Annotated in this window: 24 protein-coding genes and 1 pseudogene; 13 read left to right on the top strand and 12 right to left on the bottom strand. The window is 69.2% G+C overall.

What is annotated here, in order from left to right:
- Nucleotides 1-10: 10 nt before the first annotated feature.
- From E0H73_RS24575 to E0H73_RS24565, 3 genes are all read right to left on the bottom strand, one after another.
- A complete protein-coding gene (locus E0H73_RS24575) occupies nt 11-1,021 on the bottom strand; it encodes a LacI family DNA-binding transcriptional regulator (protein ID WP_131360525.1) in 1,011 nt (336 codons plus the stop codon).
- 74 nt (nt 1,022-1,095) lie between these two features.
- The gene (locus E0H73_RS24570; RefSeq protein ID WP_131360523.1) at nt 1,096-1,908 is read right to left on the bottom strand and encodes an LLM class flavin-dependent oxidoreductase; all 813 of its coding nucleotides are present in this window, start codon (nt 1,906-1,908) and stop codon (nt 1,096-1,098) included.
- Nucleotides 1,909-1,939: 31 nt separating this feature from the next.
- On the bottom strand, nt 1,940-2,680 hold the full coding sequence (locus E0H73_RS24565; protein WP_131360521.1) for an SDR family oxidoreductase: 741 nt from the start codon (nt 2,678-2,680) through the stop codon (nt 1,940-1,942).
- 122 nt (nt 2,681-2,802) lie between these two features.
- Here E0H73_RS24565 and E0H73_RS24560 point away from each other — a divergent pair, with 122 nt between their 5' ends.
- Genes E0H73_RS24560 through E0H73_RS47340 form a run of 5 tightly spaced genes read left to right on the top strand, consistent with a single transcriptional unit; the run spans nt 2,803 to nt 5,945 of the window.
- Nucleotides 2,803-4,305, top strand: coding sequence for an AlkA N-terminal domain-containing protein (locus tag E0H73_RS24560; RefSeq protein WP_272949149.1), 1,503 nt, complete (start codon nt 2,803-2,805; stop codon nt 4,303-4,305).
- Nucleotides 4,302-4,856, top strand: coding sequence for a GNAT family N-acetyltransferase (locus tag E0H73_RS24555; RefSeq protein ID WP_131360519.1), 555 nt, complete (start codon nt 4,302-4,304; stop codon nt 4,854-4,856). The genes E0H73_RS24560 and E0H73_RS24555 overlap by 4 nt, the downstream gene beginning before the upstream one ends.
- A complete protein-coding gene (locus E0H73_RS24550; protein ID WP_131360517.1) occupies nt 4,853-5,338 on the top strand; it encodes a methylated-DNA--[protein]-cysteine S-methyltransferase in 486 nt (161 codons plus the stop codon). Before E0H73_RS24555 ends, E0H73_RS24550 begins: the two co-directional genes overlap by 4 nt.
- A 47-nt stretch (nt 5,339-5,385) precedes the next feature.
- On the top strand, nt 5,386-5,757 hold the full coding sequence (locus E0H73_RS24545) for a YdeI/OmpD-associated family protein (protein ID WP_238164227.1): 372 nt from the start codon (nt 5,386-5,388) through the stop codon (nt 5,755-5,757).
- Between the two features lie 41 nt (nt 5,758-5,798).
- Entirely contained in the window at nt 5,799-5,945 is a 147-nt protein-coding gene (locus E0H73_RS47340) for a YdeI/OmpD-associated family protein (RefSeq protein WP_238164226.1), read from the top strand.
- A gap of 313 nt (nt 5,946-6,258) precedes the next feature.
- On the opposite strand, the gene E0H73_RS24540 is transcribed toward E0H73_RS47340, so the two are convergent.
- Nucleotides 6,259-7,473 carry a cation:proton antiporter gene (locus tag E0H73_RS24540; RefSeq protein WP_131360515.1) on the bottom strand — a complete coding sequence of 405 codons (1,215 nt, stop codon included), beginning with the start codon at nt 7,471-7,473 and terminating at the stop codon, nt 6,259-6,261.
- Nucleotide 7,474: 1 nt separating this feature from the next.
- Entirely contained in the window at nt 7,475-7,960 is a 486-nt protein-coding gene (locus E0H73_RS24535; RefSeq protein ID WP_131360513.1) for a cation:proton antiporter regulatory subunit, read from the bottom strand.
- A 193-nt stretch (nt 7,961-8,153) separates the two neighbouring features.
- Between E0H73_RS24535 and E0H73_RS24530 the strand changes: the two genes are divergently transcribed.
- A complete protein-coding gene (locus E0H73_RS24530) occupies nt 8,154-8,696 on the top strand; it encodes a PadR family transcriptional regulator (protein WP_131360511.1) in 543 nt (180 codons plus the stop codon).
- Entirely contained in the window at nt 8,693-10,714 is a 2,022-nt protein-coding gene (locus tag E0H73_RS24525) for an NADPH-dependent 2,4-dienoyl-CoA reductase (protein WP_131360509.1), read from the top strand. The genes E0H73_RS24530 and E0H73_RS24525 overlap by 4 nt, the downstream gene beginning before the upstream one ends.
- Before the next feature lie 60 nt (nt 10,715-10,774).
- On the opposite strand, the gene E0H73_RS24520 is transcribed toward E0H73_RS24525, so the two are convergent.
- Nucleotides 10,775-11,737 carry a hypothetical protein gene (locus E0H73_RS24520; protein WP_131360507.1) on the bottom strand — a complete coding sequence of 321 codons (963 nt, stop codon included), beginning with the start codon at nt 11,735-11,737 and terminating at the stop codon, nt 10,775-10,777.
- Between the two features lie 268 nt (nt 11,738-12,005).
- Between E0H73_RS24520 and E0H73_RS24515 the strand changes: the two genes are divergently transcribed.
- The gene (locus E0H73_RS24515) at nt 12,006-13,244 is read left to right on the top strand and encodes an FAD-dependent monooxygenase (RefSeq protein ID WP_131360505.1); all 1,239 of its coding nucleotides are present in this window, start codon (nt 12,006-12,008) and stop codon (nt 13,242-13,244) included.
- Here E0H73_RS24515 and E0H73_RS24510 read toward each other — a convergent pair.
- The 4 genes and pseudogenes from E0H73_RS24510 to E0H73_RS48010 form a co-directional block, all read right to left on the bottom strand.
- Nucleotides 13,194-13,784 carry a TIGR03086 family metal-binding protein gene (locus E0H73_RS24510; RefSeq protein WP_131360503.1) on the bottom strand — a complete coding sequence of 197 codons (591 nt, stop codon included), beginning with the start codon at nt 13,782-13,784 and terminating at the stop codon, nt 13,194-13,196. The genes E0H73_RS24515 and E0H73_RS24510 overlap by 51 nt on opposite strands.
- A 117-nt stretch (nt 13,785-13,901) precedes the next feature.
- Nucleotides 13,902-14,483 (bottom strand): HhH-GPD-type base excision DNA repair protein, encoded by a 582-nt coding sequence (locus E0H73_RS24505; RefSeq protein WP_131360502.1) that lies wholly within the window; start codon nt 14,481-14,483, stop codon nt 13,902-13,904.
- Between the two features lie 43 nt (nt 14,484-14,526).
- Nucleotides 14,527-15,006 (bottom strand): iron chelate uptake ABC transporter family permease subunit, encoded by a 480-nt coding sequence (locus tag E0H73_RS48015; RefSeq protein WP_272949148.1) that lies wholly within the window; start codon nt 15,004-15,006, stop codon nt 14,527-14,529.
- Nucleotides 15,007-15,064: 58 nt separating this feature from the next.
- Nucleotides 15,065-15,241 (bottom strand): annotated as a pseudogene (locus E0H73_RS48010) (hypothetical protein); the annotation flags it as partial.
- Between the two features lie 20 nt (nt 15,242-15,261).
- Between E0H73_RS48010 and E0H73_RS24495 the strand changes: the two are divergent.
- Together E0H73_RS24495 and E0H73_RS24490 are read left to right on the top strand one after the other, a co-directional pair.
- On the top strand, nt 15,262-16,197 hold the full coding sequence (locus E0H73_RS24495; protein WP_131360500.1) for a TetR/AcrR family transcriptional regulator C-terminal domain-containing protein: 936 nt from the start codon (nt 15,262-15,264) through the stop codon (nt 16,195-16,197).
- 35 nt (nt 16,198-16,232) lie between these two features.
- Entirely contained in the window at nt 16,233-17,108 is an 876-nt protein-coding gene (locus E0H73_RS24490) for a hypothetical protein (protein ID WP_131360498.1), read from the top strand.
- Here the strand turns inward: E0H73_RS24490 and E0H73_RS24485 are convergent.
- Nucleotides 17,091-18,041: an NAD-dependent epimerase/dehydratase family protein gene (locus E0H73_RS24485; RefSeq protein ID WP_131360496.1), complete on the bottom strand. Its 951-nt coding sequence runs from the start codon at nt 18,039-18,041 to the stop codon at nt 17,091-17,093. The genes E0H73_RS24490 and E0H73_RS24485 overlap by 18 nt on opposite strands.
- A 135-nt stretch (nt 18,042-18,176) precedes the next feature.
- Here E0H73_RS24485 and E0H73_RS24480 point away from each other — a divergent pair, with 135 nt between their 5' ends.
- Nucleotides 18,177-18,851 (top strand): SDR family oxidoreductase, encoded by a 675-nt coding sequence (locus E0H73_RS24480; RefSeq protein WP_131360494.1) that lies wholly within the window; start codon nt 18,177-18,179, stop codon nt 18,849-18,851.
- 130 nt (nt 18,852-18,981) lie between these two features.
- A complete protein-coding gene (locus E0H73_RS24475) occupies nt 18,982-20,415 on the top strand; it encodes an LCP family protein (RefSeq protein WP_238164225.1) in 1,434 nt (477 codons plus the stop codon).
- 5 nt (nt 20,416-20,420) lie between these two features.
- On the opposite strand, the gene E0H73_RS24470 is transcribed toward E0H73_RS24475, so the two are convergent.
- Nucleotides 20,421-20,831, bottom strand: coding sequence for an SgcJ/EcaC family oxidoreductase (locus E0H73_RS24470; RefSeq protein WP_131360492.1), 411 nt, complete (start codon nt 20,829-20,831; stop codon nt 20,421-20,423).
- Nucleotides 20,832-20,958: 127 nt separating this feature from the next.
- On the opposite strand from E0H73_RS24470, the gene E0H73_RS24465 reads away from it, so the two are divergent.
- Nucleotides 20,959-21,336, top strand: a complete 378-nt coding sequence (locus E0H73_RS24465) for a YciI family protein (RefSeq protein WP_131360490.1) — start codon at nt 20,959-20,961, stop codon at nt 21,334-21,336.
- Nucleotides 21,337-21,367: the final 31 nt, after the last annotated feature.

Genomic DNA, 21,367 nt, shown 5'->3' with positions numbered 1-21,367 from the left:
GCGCGCCGCATCAGCCAGGGGCTGAGCTGCCCCTGATCACCAGTTCGGGGTGCAGTAGGCGTTCGGTCGACGCGTCCGGCGGGCCGTCCGGGTCGGTGAGGATGGAGATCAGTTCGGCCGCGATGTCGTCCATCGGTTGTCGCAGACTGGTCAGGCCGGGGGAGACCACGTCGGCCAGCGGCGAGTCGTCGAAGCCGGTGACGCCGACGTCCACGCCGGGGGTGAGGCCGCGGTGGCCGAGTTCACGGAGCGCGCCGAGGGCGAGAATGTCGCTCAAGGCAACGATTCCGTCGAGGAACGGATCGGCGTCGAGCAGCTCGGCGGTGGCCCGGGCGCCTTCGGCGATGCTGTCCTCGCGGCAGCGGACGGACAGGCCCGAGGTGGGCAGTCCCAGCTCCTTGCAGGCCTTGCGCCAGCCGCCGAGTCGGTCCTCGGCCAGCCCGGACGACTTCGGCCAGCTGAGAAACGCGATCCGGCGGCGCCCTGCGTCGTGCAGGTGCCGGACCGCCATTGCGGAGCCGGCCGCGCCGTCGACGTCGACCCACGGCCCGGGCTGCGTGGTCTCCTTCCAGACTCGGCCGAAGGAGATGAACGGGATCTTCTGCTCCTTCAGCCAGCCATGCCGCGGATCGTGCGTCTCGGTCTGCGACAGCACGAACCCGTCGACGAGCCGGCGCGCGTGCAGGTCGTCGTACACCGGCATGCCGTCGACGCCGGGTGGGGCGGTGAACAGCAGGATGTGGCGGCCGGTGCGCTCGGCCGCGGCGCAGAGTGCGTGCAGGAACTGGTCCATCACCAGATGGGTCTGGTTCGGCCAGTTGGGAACGCAGTAGCCGATCAGCTCGACCGCGCTCGTTCGTAGACTGCGGGCGTTACGGTTGGGCCGGTAGTTGAGCAGTTCGATCGACCGGTTGACCCGCTCGAGGGTGTCCGGCCGCAGCCGGTGCGGGGCGTTCAGCGCGTTCGACACGGTCTGCACGGAGACCTCCGCGTGCGCAGCGACCTGCTTCAACGTAGCCACGAAGACCTCCCACCGATGTTTTGAACGTTAAAAACATCGGCAGTCTCCCGCGCACCCTCGGCCGTGTCAACGGCTCAGAGCACTGGTGGACGCTGCGTGACAATCGCCAGCGTCTCGTCCGCCGGGAGAGGCGGGATCCAGCGGCCCCACCAGGTCGCCCCAGCGGCCGCGAAAGCCGCGGGGTCGCCGCCGCTGACCTTCATCTCGAACCCGTCGCTCGAGCCGCGCTCGGCCTTGACTTCCGCGAGCAGTCTGCGGACGTCGTCAGGCGTGATCTGCTGCGGTGCGGACGTGCTGCCCTTGTACGCACAGCTCCCGTCCCACCGTCGGATCCGCCGACGGACGGCGGGCACCAGCATGTCCCCGCCGATCCAGATCGGGATGCGCGGTGCCTGCACCGGCCGTGCGGTGAGCTGCACGTCATCGAGCCGGTAGTGCTTGCCGGCAAAGGTGACCGGCCCGCCGCTCCACAACCGGTCGATCACTGTGAGGCCTTCGTCCAGCATCTCCGCGAGCTGCCTCGGCTGGGTGGGCTCACCGACGCGGCCCAGGAACGGATCGCCCGGATCGCCGATCCCCACACCCAGCACGAACCGCCCGCCGGACAGGTGATCCAGCGCCACTGCCTCGGCCGCGACCTTCCAGGGCCGCCGCCGAGGCAGTGGTGTGACCGTCGTACCGATCGTGATCCGTGAGGTAGCCGTCGCCATCGCGGCCAGGCAGATCCAGGGGTCGTACGTCGGCTCGGTCGCGTCCCCCTGGTAGACGAGGTAGTCCTCCAGGAACAACGCGTCCCAGCCGGAGTCCTCGACGGCTCGCGCGAGGTCCGCGAGACCGCGTGGATCCCGTCCAGGCCCGACTGCGCCGACCGTCACCGAGAATCGCATGCCGGTGACGCTAGCCGGGGCCACCGACAGATCAGGCCGCGTAACCGCCGTCGATGGTCAGCTCCGCGCCGCTGACGTACGCCGCGTGCGGGCCGGCCAGGTAGGTGATGGCCGCCGCGACCTCGGCCGTCGTACCGAACCTCTCGAGCGCCACGAAGGCGGCCTGAGGCTCGGCGAACGGTCCGTCCGCCGGGTTCATGTCGGTGTCGATCGGTCCGGGCTGGACGACGTTCGACGTGATGCCGCGCGGTCCGAGCTCGCGGGCGAGGCCCTTGCTCAGACCGACCAACGCGGCCTTGCTCATCCCATAGAGAGTCATCCCAGGAAGGGCCGTCCGGGCCGCGACACAGCTGCCCAGGTGGATCACCCGTCCGCCATCGGACAGTCGCGGTACGGCGGCCTGCGTGGCGGCGTACACACCTCGGACGTTGACCGCGAGTACGTGGTCGACGTCAGCCAGGGTGAGGTCGGTGATCGGACCGACCGCCCCGACGCCCGCGTTGTTGACCAGGATGTCGAGGCCACCGAGTTGATCCGCGGCCCGCTGCACGCCGTCGGCCACGGCTACCGCGTCCGCGGCGTCGACCTCGAACGCGAACCCCCGCCGCCCGAGGTCCTCGATCTTCTTCACCACCTCCGCCGCGGCATCCGCGGAGCGGTGGTACGTCACCGCGACATCCGCTCCACTCGCTGCCAAGGCGATCGCGGTCGCCGCGCCGATCCCGCGGCTTCCGCCCGTCACCAATGCCTTCTTGCCAACCAGTTCGTTCATGCCTCCAGTCCAGCGGGCCATCCGGTGCGGATCTGGCGGAAATCCGACCCGAGATCCTCGCGTCGTTTTTCCGCGATACCTCGATGGCGCAAATTCGCTAGCGACTGTCGGTGCGGCCAGGGATGCTGGAGCACGTGTACGAATGCAGGGAGCGATGCATCCGCGCGGTCCAGTCCAAGGACGCCCGGTTCGACGGGTGGTTCTTCACCGCGGTGCTGACCACCAAGATCTACTGCCGGCCGAGTTGCCCGGTGGTGCCGCCCAAGGTCGAGAACATGCGGTTCTACCCGAGTGCGGCGGCCGCTCAGCAGGCCGGGTTCCGGGCCTGCAAGCGCTGCCGACCGGATGCGAGCCCGGGTTCACCGGAGTGGAACGACCGGGCTGACCTGGTCGCCCGCGCGATGCGGCTGATCGCCGATGGTGTCGTCGACCGCGACGGCGTACCGGGCCTGGCCACTCACCTCGGCTACAGCGTCCGCCAGGTCCAGCGTCAGCTGCACGCCGAGCTCGGCGCCGGTCCGCTCGCACTGGCGCGCGCCCAGCGTGCGCAGACCGCGCGCCTGCTGATCGAGACCAGCGAGCTGCAGATGGCTGATGTCGCGTTTGCGGCCGGATTCTCCAGTGTGCGGACGTTCAACGAGACCGTGCAGGAGGTGTTCGCGCTCTCGCCGACCGAGCTGCGTCGCCAGGCCCGGCGCGGTACGGCGACCGTTGCCCCAGGCACCATCTCGCTGCGGCTGCCGTTCCGTGCGCCGCTGACGCCGGACAACCTGTTCGGTCATCTGATCGCAACCGGCGTGCCGGGCGTCGAGGAGTGGCGCGACGGTCACTATCGCCGCACGCTCAGGCTTCCGCATGGCCATGGCGTTGTCGCGCTGAAGCCGATGCCCGATCACATCGCCTGCCAGTTGTCGCTCACTGACCAGCGCGACCTGGCGATCGCGATCAGCCGCTGCCGCCGGATGCTCGACCTCGACGCCGACCCGATCGCGGTCGACGACCTGCTCGAGACCGATCCCGTGCTCGCGCCGCTGATCGCAAAGGCGCCTGGTCGCCGGGTCCCGCACACCGTCGACGGTGAGGAGTTCGCCGTACGGGCGGTGCTCGGGCAGCAGGTGTCGACGGCGGCCGCGCGGACCCACGCGCATCGGTTGGTGGTGCAGCACGGCGATCCGATCGAGGACGCGGGCGGCGGGCTGACGCATCTGTTCCCGACGATGCAGGCGCTGGCCGGGCTCGATCCAGAATCGCTGGCCTTCCCGAAGTCCCGCCGTACGACGCTCACTACGCTGATCGGCACGCTCGCCGCCGGTGAGATCGATCTCGGCGCCGGTGCCGACTGGGACAAGGCGCGCGAGCAGCTGACCGCGCTGCCGGGGATCGGTCCGTGGACGGTCGAGTCGATCGCGATGCGGGCGCTCGGTGATCCGGATGCCTTTGTGGCCAGCGATCTGGGCATCCGGTACGCCGCCCGCGACCTGGGGTTGCCCGAGGCCCCCAAACTCCTGATCGACCACGCGCGCGCGTGGCGGCCGTGGCGTGCCTACGCGGTGCAGTACCTGTGGGCGACCGGCGACCACGCGATCAACAAGATCCCGGAACCGACCTCGACGGAGAGAGCATGACCGAGCTGACCACCGACCGCCTGCTGCTGCGCCAATGGCGTGACCGCGACCGCGAGCCGTTCGCAGTGCTGAACGCGGACCCGGCGGTGATGGAGCACTTCCCGGCACCGCAGACGCGCGAGCAGAGCGACGCGCTCATCGACCGGAACATCCCCGAGATCGAGGGACGTGGCTGGGGCCTGTGGGCGTTGGAGGTGCGCGAGACCGGCGAGTTCATCGGGTTCACCGGGCTGTCGGTGCCGAGTTTCGAGGCGCACTTCATGCCGGCCGTCGAGATCGGCTGGCGGCTCGCGAAGGGGGCCTGGGGCAACGGTTATGCCAGCGAAGCAGCCCGGGCGGCGCTGGCCCACGGCTTCGGCCCGGCCGGTCTGGACGAGATCGTGTCTTTCACCGCGACCCCCAACGTGAAGTCGCAGCGGGTGATGCAGCGGATCGGCATGACGCACGACGAGGCAGGGGACTTCGACCACGTCCGTCTGCCCGCCGGGCACCGGCTGCAGCGGCATGTTCTCTACCGGATCAACCGCGCCCAGTGGGAGGCGTCGCAGTGACGTACGCCGTCGTGGACAGCCCGCTCGGCCCGCTCACCCTGGTGGAGAGCGACGCCGGCGAGTTGGCCGGGCTGTACATGGTCGAGCACCGGCATCGCCCGCCGATGGAGATCTTCGGCAAGCGCGACGACTCGGTGCTGCCCGCGGTTGCCGAGCAACTCACGGAGTACTTCGAGCACGGGCGGACGGCGTTCGACGTACCACTGCACTTGGCCGGGACGCCGTTCCAGCAGCGGGTTTGGACGGCGCTCCAGGACATCCCGTACGGCGAGACCACGACGTACGGCGAGCTCGCGGCGATCCTCGGACTCGTGCCGGGGGCGTCGCGGGCGGTCGGGCTCGCGAACGGGAAGAACCCGATCAGCATCATCGTCCCGTGTCACCGCGTGGTCGGCTCGACCGGCAGCCTGACCGGGTACGGCGGCGGCCTCGAACGCAAGCAGGCGCTGCTGGACCACGAGCGAGGCGACGCACTCTTCTGAGATAAGTGCTCAGTCGGTGAGCACTTATCGGGCGCATGCTCGGTGGTATGAACGATGACGCGGCCCTGAACTGTTCGGGTGTGAAGGAATGGCGCACCTGGTTGGCGACGAACGGGCGGAGCGAGCGGTCCGTCTGGCTGGTCGTTCACCGGGATGCGGCCGGCGTGAACCTGGCGGATGCGGTCGAGCATGCCTTGTGTTTCGGGTGGATCGACAGCAAGACGATCAAGCGCGACAACCGGACGACGTACCAGTGCTTCACACCGCGGAACCCGCGCAGTACGTGGAGCAAGGTCAACCGCGAGCGGGTACGGCGGTTGACTACGGCCGACCTGATGGCGCCGGCGGGTCAGGAGCTCTCGTTGACCTCGCTCGGCGGACGGGCACCTGGGATCTGCTCGCCGACGCGCAGAACCTGATCGTCCCCGCGGATCTCCGCGCCGCGCTCGCCCGCAACCCGTTGGCGGACCAGCATTTCCACGCGTTTTCGCCGTCCTGCCGCCGAGCGATCCTCGAGTGGATCACCCTCGCCAAGCGCCCCGAAACGCGCGCCGGCCGCATCGCACAAACAGTTACCCAAGCAGCCCACAACCACCGCTCCCGCTGACCACCACCCCGCCCAGGCCGGTCCGCCCCACCCCGGGCCCCCGGGCCTGCCGCCCGCTCCGGCGCGCCCGCCCCACCCCGGGCGGCCCCCGGGCCAGGCCACCCCACTCCGACCCGACCCTGGCCCGGCCGCTCCACCCTGGCCCCGGCCGCTCCACCCGGCCCCGGCCGCCCCACCGCGGGCTGCTCCAAGTCCGGCCGCCTCTGCGGGGTCAGCCCAAGAGGTGGTGGGTTGGCCCGTCGGATTCCGGTGTGCCAACCCACCATCTGCTGGGCTGACCCAGCAGACGGTCGGCGGCAGCGGGAGGTGGGGGCTAGGTGGGGGTGTTGGCGGGGTTGTCGAGACGTTCGGCGGCCGGGGCTTTGGCGGGAGGTTTGCGGGTGGTGAGGCGGCGGGCGAGGGGTTCGGTGTAGCGGGCTGCGATCGGGCCGAGGATGACGAGGATCAGGACGTACGCCGTCGCCAGCGGGCCGAGCTTGGGTTCGACGCCGACCGCGAGACCCGCGATCACGATCGAGAACTCGCCCCGGGCGACCAGCGTTCCGCCGGCGCGCCAGCGGCCTGCCGATCCCACACCGGCTCGGCGCGCGGCGTACCAACCGGTGAAGATCTTCGTGAGCGCGGTGAACAGCGCAAGCGCGAGGGCGATCGCGAGCACCGGCGGGATCTTCGCCGGGTCCGTGCTCAGCCCGAAGAACACGAAGAAGACCGCGGCGAACAGATCCCGCAGCGGACTGAGCAGGTTCCGCGCACCGTGCGCCACCTCGCCCGACAGCGCGATCCCGACCAGGAACGCACCAACCGCCGCCGACACCTGCAGCTTCTGCGCGATGCCTGCGACCAGCAACGTCAGCCCGAGTACGACGAGCAGCAGCATCTCCGGGTTGTCCGATGACACCGCCCGGCTGATCACCCGGCCGTAGCGCAGCGCGAGGAAGAGCACAATGCTGACAGTGCCGAGTGAGATCAGCAGCGTCATGCTGCCGCCGGCCAGTCCGACACCCGCGAGCAGCGCGGTCAGGATCGGCAGATAGACCGCCATCGAGAGATCCTCGAGGACCAGAATCCCCAGCACCACAGGGGTTTCACGGTTGCCGAGACGGCCGAGGTCGCCGACCACCTTCGCAATCACGCCGGACGACGAGATCCAGGTGACACCGGCCAGCGCTACCGCGGCGGTCGGCCCCCACCCGAGCAGCAGCGCCACCGCCGCACCCGGAATCGCGTTCAGCAAGAAGTCGACCGCGCCGGAGACGTACTGCGTCTTGAGCGTGCCGACCAGGTCCGATGCGGTGTACTCCAGGCCGAGCAGCAACAGCAGCAGGATGACGCCGATCTCGGCGCCGGTGGCAACGAACTCCTCGCTGGCCGCCAGCGGCAGCAGACCGCCGTGCCCGAAGGCGAGACCGGCCAGCAGGTACAGCGGGATCGGTGAGAATCCGAGCCGGCCGGCGATCCGGCCGAGGATGCCGAGGGCCAGGATGACAGCGCCCAGCTCGATCAGCAGGGCGGTGAGGTTCTCGTGCATCTCACCCTCCCGCGATCAGGTCCGCGACGGCGTCCACGCCTTCGCGGGTGCCGACCACGACGAGGGTGTCGCCGATCGCGAAGCGGAAGTCCGGGGTCGGTGACGGGGTCGCTCCGGTCCGCCGCAGGACGGCGACGATCGACGCGCCGGTGCGGCTGCGGGCCTGGGTGTCACCCAACGTGCGGCCGCCGTACGGCGACTTGGCCGTGATCGGGATGTGCTCGGTGACGAGGTCGATCTCGATCTCGCCACGGACCGGGTCGAGCGGCTCGGGGATCAGGAGCTGGGCGAGCGCGGACGCCTCACCGGGGTCGAGCGGGACCGAGTCTTTGCAGTTGTCGTCGTCCTCGGGATCGTGGAAGCCGAGGAACTTCCGCCCGTCGTTGTGCACCACCACGGAGACGTGCTTGCCGCCTTCGGTGATCAGGTCGTACCGGGTGCCGATCCCGGGCAACGTCGTCTTGGTCGGGCGGGCCTGCTGGTCCATGATGCTCCGATCCGCGATAGCTGGCGTCTGCAGCCATTGTCCCAAACCCCGAAACCCCTGTTCGGTACCTGACTGTGACGTTGCCCCTACCCCCTTCCGTCTTTCTTCCTCCCCTCAGTCCGGTGCAACCGGCACTGTGATCTTTCATGCACCCAGGTGCACTGCAACGAGTTGCATAGGTAAGGTGCCGGACATGGCGTTGGAGCACGCGATTCTGGTCTCACTGACCGAGCGGGCCGGGTCGGGATACGAACTGGCCCGGCGGTTCGACCGGTCGATCGGGTACTTCTGGCCGGCCACCCACCAGCAGATCTACCGCGTGCTGCGCCGGATGGAGGAAGCCGGCTGGGTGAAGCACACCGAGATCGCGCAGGAGGGTCGCCCGGACAAGAAGATCTACCGCGTATCCGCAGCCGGTCGCGCCGAGCTCTCCCGCTGGCTGGTGACGCCGGACGATCCCGCCGTACTGCGGGACAGTCTGGGCGTGAAACTGCGCGGTGCGTCACTCACTGCGCCGGGCCTGGTGCGGCAGGAGGTCGAGCGGCATCGGGCCGAGCATGCGACCCGGCTCGAGCTGTACCGGGGAATCGAGCACCGGGACTTCCCGAAACCGACCAAGCTGCACGGGCGCGACCTGCATCAGTACCTGGTCCTCCGGGGCGGGATCCGGGCCGAGGAGTCGTTCGTGGCCTGGTGTGACGAAGTGATCGACGCACTGCGGAAGGACAAGTCATGACCGCGTATCCGCATCTGCTGGAGCCGCTCGACCTCGGTCACGTCGTACTGCCGAACCGGGTGATCATGGGGTCGATGCACACCGGCCTCGAGGACCGGTTGAAGGACCTGCCGAAACTGGCGGCGTACTTCGCCGAGCGCGCACGCGGCGGCGTCGGCCTGATGGTGACCGGCGGCTACGCCCCGAACCGCACCGGCTGGCTCACCCCGTTCGGCTCCCTGCTCACGAGCCGTCGCCAAGCGCGGAAGCATCGCCTCCTCACTGACGCCGTGCATGCCGAGGGCGGCCGGATCGCCCTGCAGATCCTCCATGCCGGCCGGTATGCGTACCACCCGTTCAGCGTCTCCGCCTCCGCACTCAAAGCACCGATCAACCCCTTCAAGCCGCGCGCCCTGTCCGATCGCGGCGTCCGCCGACAGATCAAGGCGTACGTCGACTGTGCGGCGCTGGCCCGTGAGGCGGGGTACGACGGCGTCGAGATCATGGGGTCCGAGGGCTACTTCATCAACCAGTTCCTGTCCGAGCGCACCAACCAGCGGACAGATCGGTGGGGCGGCAGCCCGGAGAACCGGCGCCGGCTCGCGGTCGAGATCGTCCGCCGCACCCGCGAACGCGTCGGTGCCGACTTCCTGATCATCTACCGGCTGTCGATGGCGGACCTGGTCGAAGGCGGCCAGAGCTGGGACGAGGTCGTTGCGCTGGGCAAGGAGATCGAGGCGGCCGGTGCGTCGATCATCAACACCGGCATCGGCTGGCACGAGGCGCGCGTGCCGACCATCGTCACTTCCGTGCCGCGCGCCGCCTTCACGAGCGTGACCGCGGCGTTCACGCCGCACGTCACCATCCCGGTGGTCACCTCGAACCGGATCAACCTCCCGCAGGTCGCTGAAGAGGTGCTCGCTCGCGGCGACGCCGACCTGATCAGTATGGCGAGGCCGTTCCTGGCCGACCCGGAGTGGGTGCTGAAGGCAACGACTGACCGGGCCGACGAGATCAACGTCTGTATCGCCTGCAATCAGGCCTGCTTGGACCATGTGTTCGCCAAGCGGAAGGCGAGCTGCATGGTCAACCCCAGGGCCGCCCGCGAGACCGAGCTCCAGTTGCTGCCGACCCGTCGTACCAAGGCCATCGCGGTCGTCGGTGCCGGGCCGGCCGGGCTGGCCGCGGCGGTGACGGCGGCCGAGCGTGGGCACCGGGTCGAGCTGTTCGAGGCCGATGATGAGATCGGTGGGCAGTTCGGGATCGCGCGGCGGATCCCTGGCAAGGAGGAGTTCGCCGAGACGATCCGCTACTACCGGCGGCGAATCGAGCTCACCGGCGTGAAGCTGCATCTCGGCCGGCGCGCGACCGTCGAGGACCTGGCCGGCTTCGACGAGGTCATCCTCGCGACCGGCGTCGTGCCGCGGGTCCCGGCCATCCCCGGCATCGACCACCCGAAGGTGCTCTCATACGTCGATGTCGTCCGCGACGGAAAGCCTGTCGGGGCGTCAGTCGCGGTCATCGGCGCGGGCGGGATCGGGGTGGATGTCAGCGAGTTCCTGACCACTGAGTCCTCGCCTGCGCTCGACCTCGACGCGTGGAGGTCGGAGTGGGGCGTCGCCGATCCGACCGTCGCGCGCGGCGGACTGACCACGCCGAAGCCGGAGCTCTCACCGCGACAGGTGTATCTGCTGCAGCGCAAGGCCGGGAAGATCGGTGCGGGTCTCGGGAAGACCACCGGGTGGGTCCACCGCGCAGCTCTGAAGAACAAGCAGGTTGAGCAACTCCGCGGGGTGAACTACGAACGCATCGACGACGAAGGTCTTCACCTGACCTTCGGCCCGCAACGCGAGAAGGCTCGCGTGCTCGCTGTCGACACGATCGTCGTCTGCGCCGGTCAGGAGCCGGTCCGCGACCTGGCCGAGGGGCTCGTGGCCACCGGTCGCCCCGTCCACGTCATCGGTGGCGCCGACGTCGCCGTCGAACTCGACGCCAAGCGTGCCATCGACCAGGCCACCCGCCTCGCCCTCACCCTCTAGGTGACACACGACAGTGGGCCGGACACCGAGTGGTGTCCGGCCACCTGTGGGGGTGCGCCGTCAGAGACAGCGCACGGCCTTCTTGCCGTCGGGCGCGATGGCGAACCAGACGTTGCCCATGCCGTAGCCGGCGGTCTGGCCGAGCTTCTTGTCCTTGTGGAAGTAGTACAGCGGCCAGCCGTTCAGCGTGACCTGCTTGCCTTCCGGCCGGTCGATCGTGCCGACCGACGCGCGGTTGATCTTCGAGCTCAGGACCTTGACGCCCTTCTTGCCCGCCAGCACCGGCTCCCACTTCTTCGTGCACTCACCCGTGCAGCTCGTCCGCGACGGGTGGTTGGAGTCGTTGTCGAAGCGGTAGATCGTCCGCCCGGCCTCGTTGGTGACGAACGGCATGAACCCGTCGACCACGTTGACCGTCAACGTCTGCACATCCTTCTGCACCGGCGCGGTCGTCTCGGTCGGCTTGGTCGACTTCGCCTTGCCACCCTCGGGGTTGACCGCGAACCAGAGTCCGCGCAGTCCTTGACCGGCGAGCTCGCCCAGCCTCAGGTCGTTCTTGAAGTAGTACAGCGGCCAGCCTTTCAGCGTGACCTGCTGGCCTTCCGGGCGGTCGAGCGTGCCGAACAGACGCTCGTCGATGCCGCCGCCTTCAACCACCACACCGGACCCTGCCAGCACCGGCTCCCACGACTTCAGGCAGTCGCCGCCGCAGTTGGACTGCGACGGATTCGCCGAGTCGTTGTCGAACCTGTACACGGTCCGCCCGGTCGCACTGGTCACGATGGGCGTCAGTCCCAGTACCTGCGAGACCTTCAGCACCTTCTGTTCCTGGTCGCCGTCCTGGCTGATGCCTTGGGCACCATTTGCCGGTTTCTGGTTGTTCTGCTGGGGTTCTTGGGTGGTCGACGTGCTGCCGGCCGAGGGCTTGTCGTCCGTGAACGCGCCGTAGATCGGCGACTCGCAGGCCGACAGCGACACGACGGCAGCAAGGGCGGTCAACGTCGCGGCGAGGTGCTTCTTCATCAGATCCTCCGAACCGTAAGGCGTTTGTTGTCTGTCTGTGTCACGGCGGAACACGTGCGCTCTGCAGGATCGGTTCACCACGAGCCGAAGAATGTTGGTCACGCACTCAACCAACTAGTTGCCTGGGGCCCTTATCTAGATGCGACGGCGAGTGTGACGGCGCACTAGGGCGCCACCCCCGAGTGCCCTAGTGCGCGCTGGCCCAGGCGGTTCAACCCAGTGCACTGTGTACGGCGTACGCGCACTAGCCAACGAGAGGGTGGACGAGATGACCAAGACTGTGCTGATCTCCGGTGCTGGGATCGCAGGCCCGGCGCTGGCGTACTGGCTGCACCGGCAGGGATTCACGCCGACGATCGTCGAGATCGCGCCGGGTCCGCGGCCCGGCGGGCAGACCGTGGACCTCCGCGGGATCTCCAAGGTCGTCGCCGAGCGGATGGGCCTGATGCCGGCAGTTGAGGCACGTCAGCTGCACGAACGCGGTCTCGAGTACGTCCGGGCCACCGGGCGCACGGCGGCGGCGATGCCGGCCGACCTGCTCGACGGCGCCGGACCCGTTGCCGACATAGAGATCCTCCGCGGCGACCTGGCCCAGATCCTGTACGACGCGACTGTCGACAACGTCGAGTACCTGTATGGCGACTCGATCGCGGCACTCGGCGAGGACGCGACCGGCGTACTCGCTACCTTCACGAGCGGCACGCGGCGACGGTTCGATCTGGTCGTCGGGGCCGATGGGGTGCACTCGCGAGTCCGCCGGCTCGCGTTCGGGCCCGAGGAGGAGTTCGTGCAGCACCTCGGCGGCTACACGTCGTTCTTCACCGTCGAGGCGCCGGAGCCGCTGAACCATTGGATGAAGATCTACTCCGCACCCGGCGGGCGCTGGGTCGGGCTGCGGCCCGACCACGATCCGGGCGTCGCGAAGGCCCTGCTGAGCTTCCGTTCGCCGGTGATCAGCTACGACCGGCGTGATGTCGACGCGCAGAAGGCTCTGCTGGCGGAGCGGTTCGGCGGTCTCGGCTGGCACACCGAGCGCATCCTGGCCGGACTGCGCGACGCGGACGACTTCTACTTCGACAGCACCAGCCGGGTCGTCGTACCGCAGTGGTCACGCGGCCGGGTGGTTCTCGTCGGGGACGCCGGGTACTGCGGTTCGCCGCTCGCCGGGCACGGGACCGCGCTGTCACTCGTCGGCGCGTACGTCCTGGCCGGCGAACTCGCCGTCGCGGACGGTGATCACGCTCGCGCGTTCCCGGCGTACCAGTCCCGGATGCAGGCGTACGTCGACCAGCGGATGGAACTGCCGCCCGGCGGAATCACGATGGCGATGCCGATGACTGCCCTCGGGATCCGGCTGCGGGACGCCTCGATCCGGCTGACGATGTCCCGGCTGTTCGCCGGCCTGCTGGCGAAGCTGGCCGTCGCCAAGCCCGACGCGATCGAGCTGCCCGACTATTCAGTCGAAGGGGGAGATCCAGTCGGGATTGCGGCCGAGGAGGCCGAGTAGCTGGTCGAGGTCGGAGGCGTCGCCCGGGACCTTGACGCTGCGCTCGAAGGCGAGACCCGGGCCGCGGGCGACGTCGGTGTCGGGGATCCGGCGGGCCAGGCCGAGCGCCATCTCGACCATGTCCGGCGGCGGATCGTACGGCACGTCAATGGCCTTGGCCAGGTCCCAGGCGTGGACGACGCAGTCGAGTTGGTGGAAGGTCAGCGCGATCCGGCGCGGAAACGAGCCGAACTCGCGGACCTCCATCAGCCGATCCAGCGCCCCGCCGTCGGCGAAGGCGTCCGCCACCCCGACGTTCGACCGCCGGTACGCACCGGCCGGGTTGTCGCCGAGCCGCCCGCCGTTCCAGGCCTGGACCGGAGCCGAGCCGTTCAGGGCCGCGGCCGCGAAGCCCTCGTTCTCGCTGACGATGTGACGGAGCAGGCCGCGGACGGTCCAGTCCGGGCAGGGCGTCGGGAACCACATGTGCTCCGGGCGGATCTGCATCACCACCTCGCCCAGAACTGCGCCGGCCCGCCGATCCAGATCCCGGATGTCCATCCGTGCTCCTCCCGTTGCCTGCCCAGGCGAGCATAGGCGGGACGAACCTGTTTCGGCAGGGACCTCGTGGGGCGCAAGGGACAACCCGCGCGGCGGCGGGCGCTCCCGGCGAGGTGGTCAGCCCGCTTTGGCGGCGGCCTTGGCGGCCTTCTTGAAGGAGCGGACCTCGAGCAGGGACTCGGCGTCGGTGACGTCGGCGATCGAGCGGCGGGCGCCGCGGTCGCCGTACGCGCCGGCCGCCTCGCGCCAGCCCTTGGGCTCGACGCCGCGCTGCTTGCCGAGGAGCGCGAGGAAGATCTTGGCCTTCTGCTCGCCGAAGCCGGGCAGCGCCTTCAACCGCTTGAGCACCTCGAGGCCGTCGGGCTTGGGCCGGCCGGAGGTCCAGATCCCCGCCGTCTCGCCGCCGTAGTTGTCGATGATGTGCTGGGCGAGCGCGTGCACGCGCCGGGCCATCGAGCCGCCGTACCGGTGGATGGCCGGCGGGGTGACACAGAGTTCGACGAAGGTGTCGAGGTCGGTGGCGGCGATCTTGTGCAGATCGAAACCGTCCATCCGGTCGGCGATCTTCTGCGGGCCGGAGAACGCGTGCTCCATCGGGTACTGCTGGTCCAGGAGCATCCCGGTCAGCAGGGCGAACGGGTCGTCGTTCAGCAGTTTGTCCGCGGCCGGGTTGCCGGTGAGGTGCAGTTCGCGCAGCATGACGCCCATCTTGACACGAACCGCGAGGTCCATCGAGCCCCGATTACCGGGCCGGAGTGCGGGTCCGCCAGAGCAGGTAGACGAAGTACGGCGCTCCGATCAGCGCGGTGAGCAGGCCGGCCGGGATCTGGGCCGGAGCCAGCAGGGTCCGGCCGAGGCTGTCCGCGAGGCTGACCAGGATCGCGCCGAGCAGCAGCGGGGTGCAGATGAGCAGCGCGATCGCGACCGGTGCCACCTGCGGCAGGGTCCGTCCGTAGGTGCTGCCGGACAGCCACGTCATCGCGAGGCTGAGGTTCCAGGGGTCGGTGGCGACGATCAGCAGGGTGATGATCGCGGTCGCTCCGGACGAGACGCCGACGCCGATCAGGACCAGCCGGTCCGAACTCAGTCCACCGCGCAACGACACCAGGTAGACCAGCGTGAACGTGGTAAGGGCAGCGATTGCGGCGACGCCGGACAGCAGCCAGATGCTTGCTGACGGCAAGAGGATCAGCGTGGCGATCGCACCGACGCCGGCGCCCACCGGTGGTCCCCAGGATGCCGGGTTCGGCCAGCGGGTTGCGGCACACCGCCTGCACCGTCGTATCCGCGATGGCGAGCGCCGCTCCGCACAGTACGGCGGACAGCACTCGGGGAAAGCGCTGGTCGAGGACGTAGGTGATGGCTCGACCGGAGCGTCCGTTGATCCAGTTGACGACGTCGCCGGTGCGGAGGAAGGCGTCGCCGGTGCGGCTGGGTAGTGCGCGTACGCTGTACACGCTCTAGCTCAGGAGGCTTGATGGACGAGGCGCCGTACCAGCGGATCGCGGCCGAGATCCGGCGGCGGATCGAGGCGGGCGAGCTGGTGCCGGGGGAGCGGGCGCCGTCGACGCGGGCCGTGGTCCGGGAGTTCGGTGTCGCGATGGCGACGGCGACGAAGGCGTTGCAGGTGCTCCAGCAGGATCGCGTGGTCCACGTTCGGCCGGGTGTGGGTACGGTCGTCGGTCCTCCTCGAGCCGTCCGTCGTCAGGACCGGGCCGCGCAGACAGCCGTGCCCGAACGGCCGGTGCTGGATCTGAATCGCGACGAGGTCGTGCGGATGGGGATCGCGATCGCGGATGCCGAAGGGTTGGCGGCGCTGTCGATGCGGCGGATCGCGGCCGAGCTCGGGGTGTCGACGATGGCGCTGTACCGGTACGTCGGTGGCAAGGACGCGCTGGTGCTGCAGATGGTCGACACCGCGATGGCGGAGTTCCCGCTTCCGGCCGAGCCGTCGGCGAACTGGCGGGACGGGATCGCTGTCGTCGCGCGGCTGCAGTGGGCGGCGTACCGGCGGCATCTCTGGCTGGCGAGTGCGATCAGTCTCGGCCGGCCGCAGTTGGTCCCGAACCTTCTCCCGCACACCGACGCCGTCCTGCGGGCGGTGAGCGGATTCGGCGTGGACAAGAGCAACGCGTTGTACGCCGCGATCAGTGTGTTTGCGTTCGTTCGTGGTGTCGCGCTGGCGATGGAGACCGAGGCGTACGCCGAACAGGACACCGGGCTGACCGCGGACGAGTGGGCCGACCGGCAGGGCGATCAGCTGGCAGCACTGATCAGCGCGGGGAACCTGACCGCGTTCCGCGAGTTGCTCGCGGACGACTTCGAGTTCGACTACGACCTGGACCGGCTGTTCGAGTTCGGTCTCGACCTCGTCCTGGACGGTCTGGAAAAGACTCTCACCCGGCTACGCTGAGTGCTGACAGTGTTGAGGTCTGCGGGAGGTGGCCGGTGGAGCCTGTGTTCGCGCCTGACGTGCCCGAGGGCGTACGGCGTCTGTACGAGCACCGGCCCGAGCTGTTCGTCCCGGCCGACGCACCGCGCCCGAAGCGGGAGACGTCCTGGTCGGTTGCGCCCGGCAACACCTTCGGCACGCTGTTGGTCTGGATCGCTGTGTGTGTCGGCGGCTGGATCCTCGCGCTGATCTTCATGGCCGGCTTCCTGCCGACGGCGGTGGCGGCGTGGGGTGCCGTCGCGCTGGCCGGGGTCGCCGTACTCGTGACCGGCGGTGTCTTCGTGAAGTCGGCGGTGGAGGATCGCGGGCACAAGGCGGTGCGGTTGCAGCATCGGAAGTACCTGCTGCCGGACGACTTCGACGACGATGCGAGCCGGTTGCTCGGGCGGGCGCAGCGCGCGGTCAAAACGGTGCTTGAGGCAACGGTTACGCAGCGTGGGTTGCTCGATGACGTGAAGAACGAGCTGGTGTTGCCGGAGCAGTTGTGGGACATCGCTCAGGTGTTGCGCGAGCAGACCGTACTGCGCGCTCGGCAGTGTGAGGTCGCCCGCGGGATGGCGACGGCTGAGCTGGAGGCCGTCCTCGGGCCGCAGCGCCGGGCGCTCTCGTTGTCGGTGGAGGCGATCAAGCGCAAGGTCGATCTGCTCGACCGGTACGCCGACCGCGTCCGCTCTGCCGACGCCGCCCTCCGCGCCGAGGCCGCCCTGGAAGACGGCGACCGCTACATCGAACTCCTGGCCCGCACCGAACCAGCCGGCGACACCTCAGTAGTCCAAGGCTTCGCCGACGAAGCCACAGCCTTGAAGGACACCCTCACCCGCTCCATCAACGCAGCCCGCGACGCCGGCAGGACCCTAGCTCTGCCTGAGTAGGTCGGCTTCATCCTCCGGGGTGATGCCGGCTTCGATGGGAGGTGTGCCTCGGTCGAGGTCCCATCGGTAGAGGTCTTCGACCGTCTGGCGGAGAGGGGTGACGGGTAGGCCGGCGGCGCGGGCCTTGGATTGGTTGCGTTGGCGGGAGGGCCACTCGGCCTCGGGCTCCATCAGGGGGAAGCGCTCGGGTACGGCGTCCGCTGGGATCTGCACCAGGTCGACCGAGGTGTTGGCGACGTCCGCGGCGGTTTCGATGAGTTCGCCGATTGTGCTGTCCGGGCCGATGCCGTTGAAGGCACCAGGTCGTTCGTCGACGATCAGTTGCACTACCAGCCGACCGAGATCCCGGCTGTCGATCAGTTGCAGTGGCTGCTCCGGCCGTGTCGGCAACGCGACCCGGCCGCCTCGCGCACCCCGTCGTACCCAGTAGAGGGCTGTGTCCGAGTAGTCGCCGGGACCCGTGACCTTCCCCGGCCGGACGATCGTCGCGCGCTCGCCGTACCGCTCCAGTACGTCGTCCTCACACGCGACCTTGCACGGGCCGTAGGTGTCGTTCGTGAGTACGTCGGCGGCCCGCATCGGTGCGCGACGTGGTGCCGTCTCATCGGTGCCCGCCGGCAGATCGCGTACATAGACCGCATGGCTGGAGACGAACACGTAGCGCCCGACGCGGTCGGCCAGCACGTCCATCGCCTGGTCGACCTGCTTGCTCTGGAAGGCGCTGAGATCGACAACCGCATCCCACTCGCCGGTCCGCAGCGCCTCGTAGTCGCCGGAGTCCCGATCGCCGACCAGTTGCGTCACCTCCGGCGGCAGCTCGGTGGTCCCGCTCTTGCCTCGACTGAAGGACGCCACCTCGGCGCCGTGCTGCAGCGCGTCCATGAGGATCGCGCGCCCGACAAACCCGTTCCCGCCCAGCATCAGAATCCGCACAACCGACGACCGTAGCCCCTGCTGTCTCCCCTGTGCACCCGATTAAGCTCGGCGCATGAACGAGCGCAGCGAGTTCATCATCAAGCACAGCCGATTTCGCGCCTCATCGGCGCCCGGAGCGAAGCGAGGACGTCGATGAGCCGGACGGTGGTGGTTGCCGGAGGCACCGGTGCGCTCGGGGCCGCGGTGACGGCGGAGTTCCTGCAGTCCGGGTGGCGGGTCGTCGTACCGGGCCGGACCGAGGAGTCACTCGCCCGGCTCGGGACGCACCCGGCGCTCAACCCGGTGCTCGCCGACCCGTTCGACCCGGCCGGTACGGCGGACGTCGTCGCGCTGGCCACCTCCGACGAGGCCGCGCCGCTGGCGGCACTGGTGAACCTGGTCGGCGGCTTCGCGTCCGGAGCGCGGATACACGAGACGCCGATCGACGACTTCGAGGAGCAACTCCGGCTCAACCTGCGACCGACGTACCTGATCACTCAGGCGGTACTGCCGCATCTCCTGGCCGCCGGCGGGGGAGCGATCGTGTGTACGGCGAGCGGTGCGGCCCTCCGACCGTTCTCCGGCGCGGCCGGGTACATCACCGCGAAGGCCGGCGTACTCGCCTTCGCCGACGCCCTGCACGCGGAGTACGCGCGTGACGGCATCCGGGTGAACACGATCATCCCCGCGACCATCGACACCCCCGCCAACCGGGCCGCGATGCCGAAGGCGGACCCGGGCAAGTGGAGTCCGCCGGCTCAGGTCGCCGTGGTGGTCCGGACGCTCGTCGAGACCGAGGGATTCGCGGGCGGTCATCTTCCCGTATGACAACCGTTCGACCCTGTAACACGTCTGAAGAGGTGCAGGTGCGGGAGTTGACGCACACTGGACCTTGGGGACGGCGAACAGGGGAGCTATGGCGACGAGTTCGCGCCCGGTAGGGACTCGGCCACGATCAGTGCCGAACCTCCTGGGCCTGACGCTACTGGGCGCCCTGTTGCCCGGCGCCGGACTGATCGCCGGCGGCCGCCGGATCATCGGCGCGTTCGTTCTCACCCTCACTCTCGGCCTGATCGGACTCGGCGTGTACGTCGGCCTGACCCGGCGCGACGAGGTGCTCGCGGCAGCCGTCGTACCGAGCCGGCTGCTGGCAATGTCGGTGACGATCGCGGCGCTCGCGTTCCTCTGGATCGTGGTGATCATCGCGTCGTACCGGTCGTTGCGTCCGGCAAGCGGTGGTGCCCGCGGCCGGGTGGTCGGCGCGATGTTCGTCGGCGTGGTGTGCTTCGCGATCGCGGCTCCGGCCGCGCTCGGCGTACAGAGTGTGCTGGCGCAGCGGGCCCTGGTGCAGGGCGTGTTCGTCGCGCAGGAGGAGAGCAAGAGCGCGACCCGGCCGTCGATCGCCAATGTCAAGGACCCGTGGGAGGACAAGCCGCGGCTCAACCTGCTGCTGCTCGGCGGTGACGACGAGCCGGGCCGTCCGGGGGTCCGGACCGACACGGTGATTGTCGCGAGCATCGACACCCGGACCGGCAACACCGCGTTGATCTCGATGCCGCGGCAGCTGACCTTCATGCCGTTCCCGAAGGACTCGCCGCTGCACAGGTTCTACCCGGACGGGTTCGGCAAGGAGGGCCTCAGCCTGGAGGGCCGGCTGGAGTGGATGCTGACCGCGATGTACCAGAACATCCCGGACGCACACCCCGGCATCCTCGGACCGTCGGACAACGAGGGCGCCGACGTACTCAAGCAGTCTGTCGGCGAGGCGACCGGGCTGAAGCTCGACTACTACCTGCAGGTCAACCTGACCGGGTTCCCGGAACTGGTCAACGCACTCGGCGGGATCACCGTCAACGTCAACGAGCGCGTCGCGATGGGCGGGATCAGCAGTGCGCACATCCCGCCGAAGGAATGGATCGAGCCGGGACCGCGCCAGCACCTCGACGGGCGGCACGCGCTCTGGTTCGCCCGCGGGCGGTACGGCGCCGACGACGACCAGCGGCAGATCCGGCAGCGCTGCACGATCAAGGCCATGGTCGACGCGGCCGACCCGACCACGCTGGCCACGAAGTACAAGGCGATCGCGACGGCCGGGCAGCACCTGCTGCGCACCGACATCCCGCAGGAGCTCCTGCCCGCGCTGGTCGAGCTGGCGCTCAGGGTGAAGTCGGGCACGGTCTCGAACGTGAACTTCGACGTGTCGAGGCTGAAGATGAAGTACCTGCACCCGGACTACGACGGGATGCGCGAGACGATCCAGAAGGCCCTCGAGGAGCCGGCCGACCCGGCGAGCACCCCCAAGCCCTCGGGCAAGACCACGAACCCGCCAGGCCCGACACAGAACCTCGCCGACGCCTGCGCCTACCAGCCGAACGGCGACCAGCCGAACTGATCCGCCTACTGGATCGGCGTGGTCTGGGCCAGGGCCAGCCGCCAGCCTGCGGCGGTCCGCAGCGCGACGTACGTCAGTGCGCCTGTTGTCGGGAGGGCGCCGGGCTCAGCATCGGGCCGGTTGTCGTGGACGGTCTTGAGGCAGCTCACGAGTACGGCGTCCGCGGTCAAAGGCCGGACGTCGAGGATGTCCACGCTGGTCCGGACGTCCTTGAGGGCGGAGCCGAGGGCAGCGCTCATGGCCTGACTGAACGCCTCCCGCCCGAACAGCCGGCGCCCGGCGATGTTGACGATCACCATCTCGTCGGTGTGCAACTCGGGCAGCACCACCGCGTCCGACTGGGCCTGATCGGCCCGCGCCACCAGATCACGGATCTCGCGCTCATCCGTGCTCGTCAGTTCCGTCGTTGAAGTCATGAATTGCAGTCTGGTACCTCAACCAATCTTGAGGTCAAGGAAATTCGCTGTCGGCGTGTGTCGATCTGGTGGTGGGCCGCTCGACGTGAGAGTAAGTGATCGACCGAGACGACGAGGAGCAGCAGCGATGCGCTACATGATCATCAACAAGGCGGACGCCGAGACCGAGGCCGGGAAGTTCCCGCCGCCGGAGGTGGGCGAGGCGGTCGGCAAGGTTGTCGAGGACCTGTCCAAGGCCGGTGTCCTGCTGTTCGCGGAGGGTGTGCACCGCAGTTCACTCGGCGCCCGGGTGAAGGTGGACGCCGGCAAGCGCACGGTCACCGACGGCCCGTTCGCCGAGACCAAGGAGCTCATCGGCGGCGTCATCGTCGTCGAGGTCCGCAACCGCGACGAGGCGGTCGAGTGGGCTGCCCGCCTGGCCGAAGCCCTCGGCAGCGAGGTCGAGGTCCGCCGCGTGGTCGAAGAGTCCGACTTCGCCCCCGACTCCGACATCTTCCAGAACTGATCCCCAAGCCCACTCTGTGCACCGGCCAACC

It is taken from the genome of Kribbella pittospori (assembly GCF_004331465.1).
Lineage (GTDB): Bacteria > Actinomycetota > Actinomycetes > Propionibacteriales > Kribbellaceae > Kribbella > Kribbella pittospori.
The sequence above is the reverse complement of the archived record's forward strand: the minus strand, read 5'-3'. Positions and strand labels throughout refer to the sequence as shown.

Bases quoted from the DNA above. Each gene is read 5' to 3' on its own strand.
- E0H73_RS24570 (WP_131360523.1), bottom strand. From the start codon at position 1,908: ATGCGATTCTCGGTGACGGTCGGCGCAGTCGGGCCTGGACGGGATCCA.
- E0H73_RS24565 (WP_131360521.1), bottom strand. From the start codon at position 2,680: ATGAACGAACTGGTTGGCAAGAAGGCATTGGTGACGGGCGGAAGCCGC.
- E0H73_RS24560 (WP_272949149.1), top strand. From the start codon at position 2,803: ATGCTGGAGCACGTGTACGAATGCAGGGAGCGATGCATCCGCGCGGTC.
- E0H73_RS24555 (WP_131360519.1), top strand. From the start codon at position 4,302: ATGACCGAGCTGACCACCGACCGCCTGCTGCTGCGCCAATGGCGTGAC.
- E0H73_RS24545 (WP_238164227.1), top strand. From the start codon at position 5,386: ATGAACGATGACGCGGCCCTGAACTGTTCGGGTGTGAAGGAATGGCGC.
- E0H73_RS24540 (WP_131360515.1), bottom strand. From the start codon at position 7,473: ATGCACGAGAACCTCACCGCCCTGCTGATCGAGCTGGGCGCTGTCATC.
- E0H73_RS24535 (WP_131360513.1), bottom strand. From the start codon at position 7,960: ATGGACCAGCAGGCCCGCCCGACCAAGACGACGTTGCCCGGGATCGGC.
- E0H73_RS24530 (WP_131360511.1), top strand. From the start codon at position 8,154: ATGGCGTTGGAGCACGCGATTCTGGTCTCACTGACCGAGCGGGCCGGG.
- E0H73_RS24525 (WP_131360509.1), top strand. From the start codon at position 8,693: ATGACCGCGTATCCGCATCTGCTGGAGCCGCTCGACCTCGGTCACGTC.
- E0H73_RS24520 (WP_131360507.1), bottom strand. From the start codon at position 11,737: ATGAAGAAGCACCTCGCCGCGACGTTGACCGCCCTTGCTGCCGTCGTG.
- E0H73_RS24515 (WP_131360505.1), top strand. From the start codon at position 12,006: ATGACCAAGACTGTGCTGATCTCCGGTGCTGGGATCGCAGGCCCGGCG.
- E0H73_RS24510 (WP_131360503.1), bottom strand. From the start codon at position 13,784: ATGGACATCCGGGATCTGGATCGGCGGGCCGGCGCAGTTCTGGGCGAG.
- E0H73_RS24505 (WP_131360502.1), bottom strand. From the start codon at position 14,483: ATGCTGCGCGAACTGCACCTCACCGGCAACCCGGCCGCGGACAAACTG.
- E0H73_RS24495 (WP_131360500.1), top strand. From the start codon at position 15,262: ATGGACGAGGCGCCGTACCAGCGGATCGCGGCCGAGATCCGGCGGCGG.
- E0H73_RS24480 (WP_131360494.1), top strand. From the start codon at position 18,177: ATGAGCCGGACGGTGGTGGTTGCCGGAGGCACCGGTGCGCTCGGGGCC.
- E0H73_RS24470 (WP_131360492.1), bottom strand. From the start codon at position 20,831: ATGACTTCAACGACGGAACTGACGAGCACGGATGAGCGCGAGATCCGT.
- E0H73_RS24465 (WP_131360490.1), top strand. From the start codon at position 20,959: ATGCGCTACATGATCATCAACAAGGCGGACGCCGAGACCGAGGCCGGG.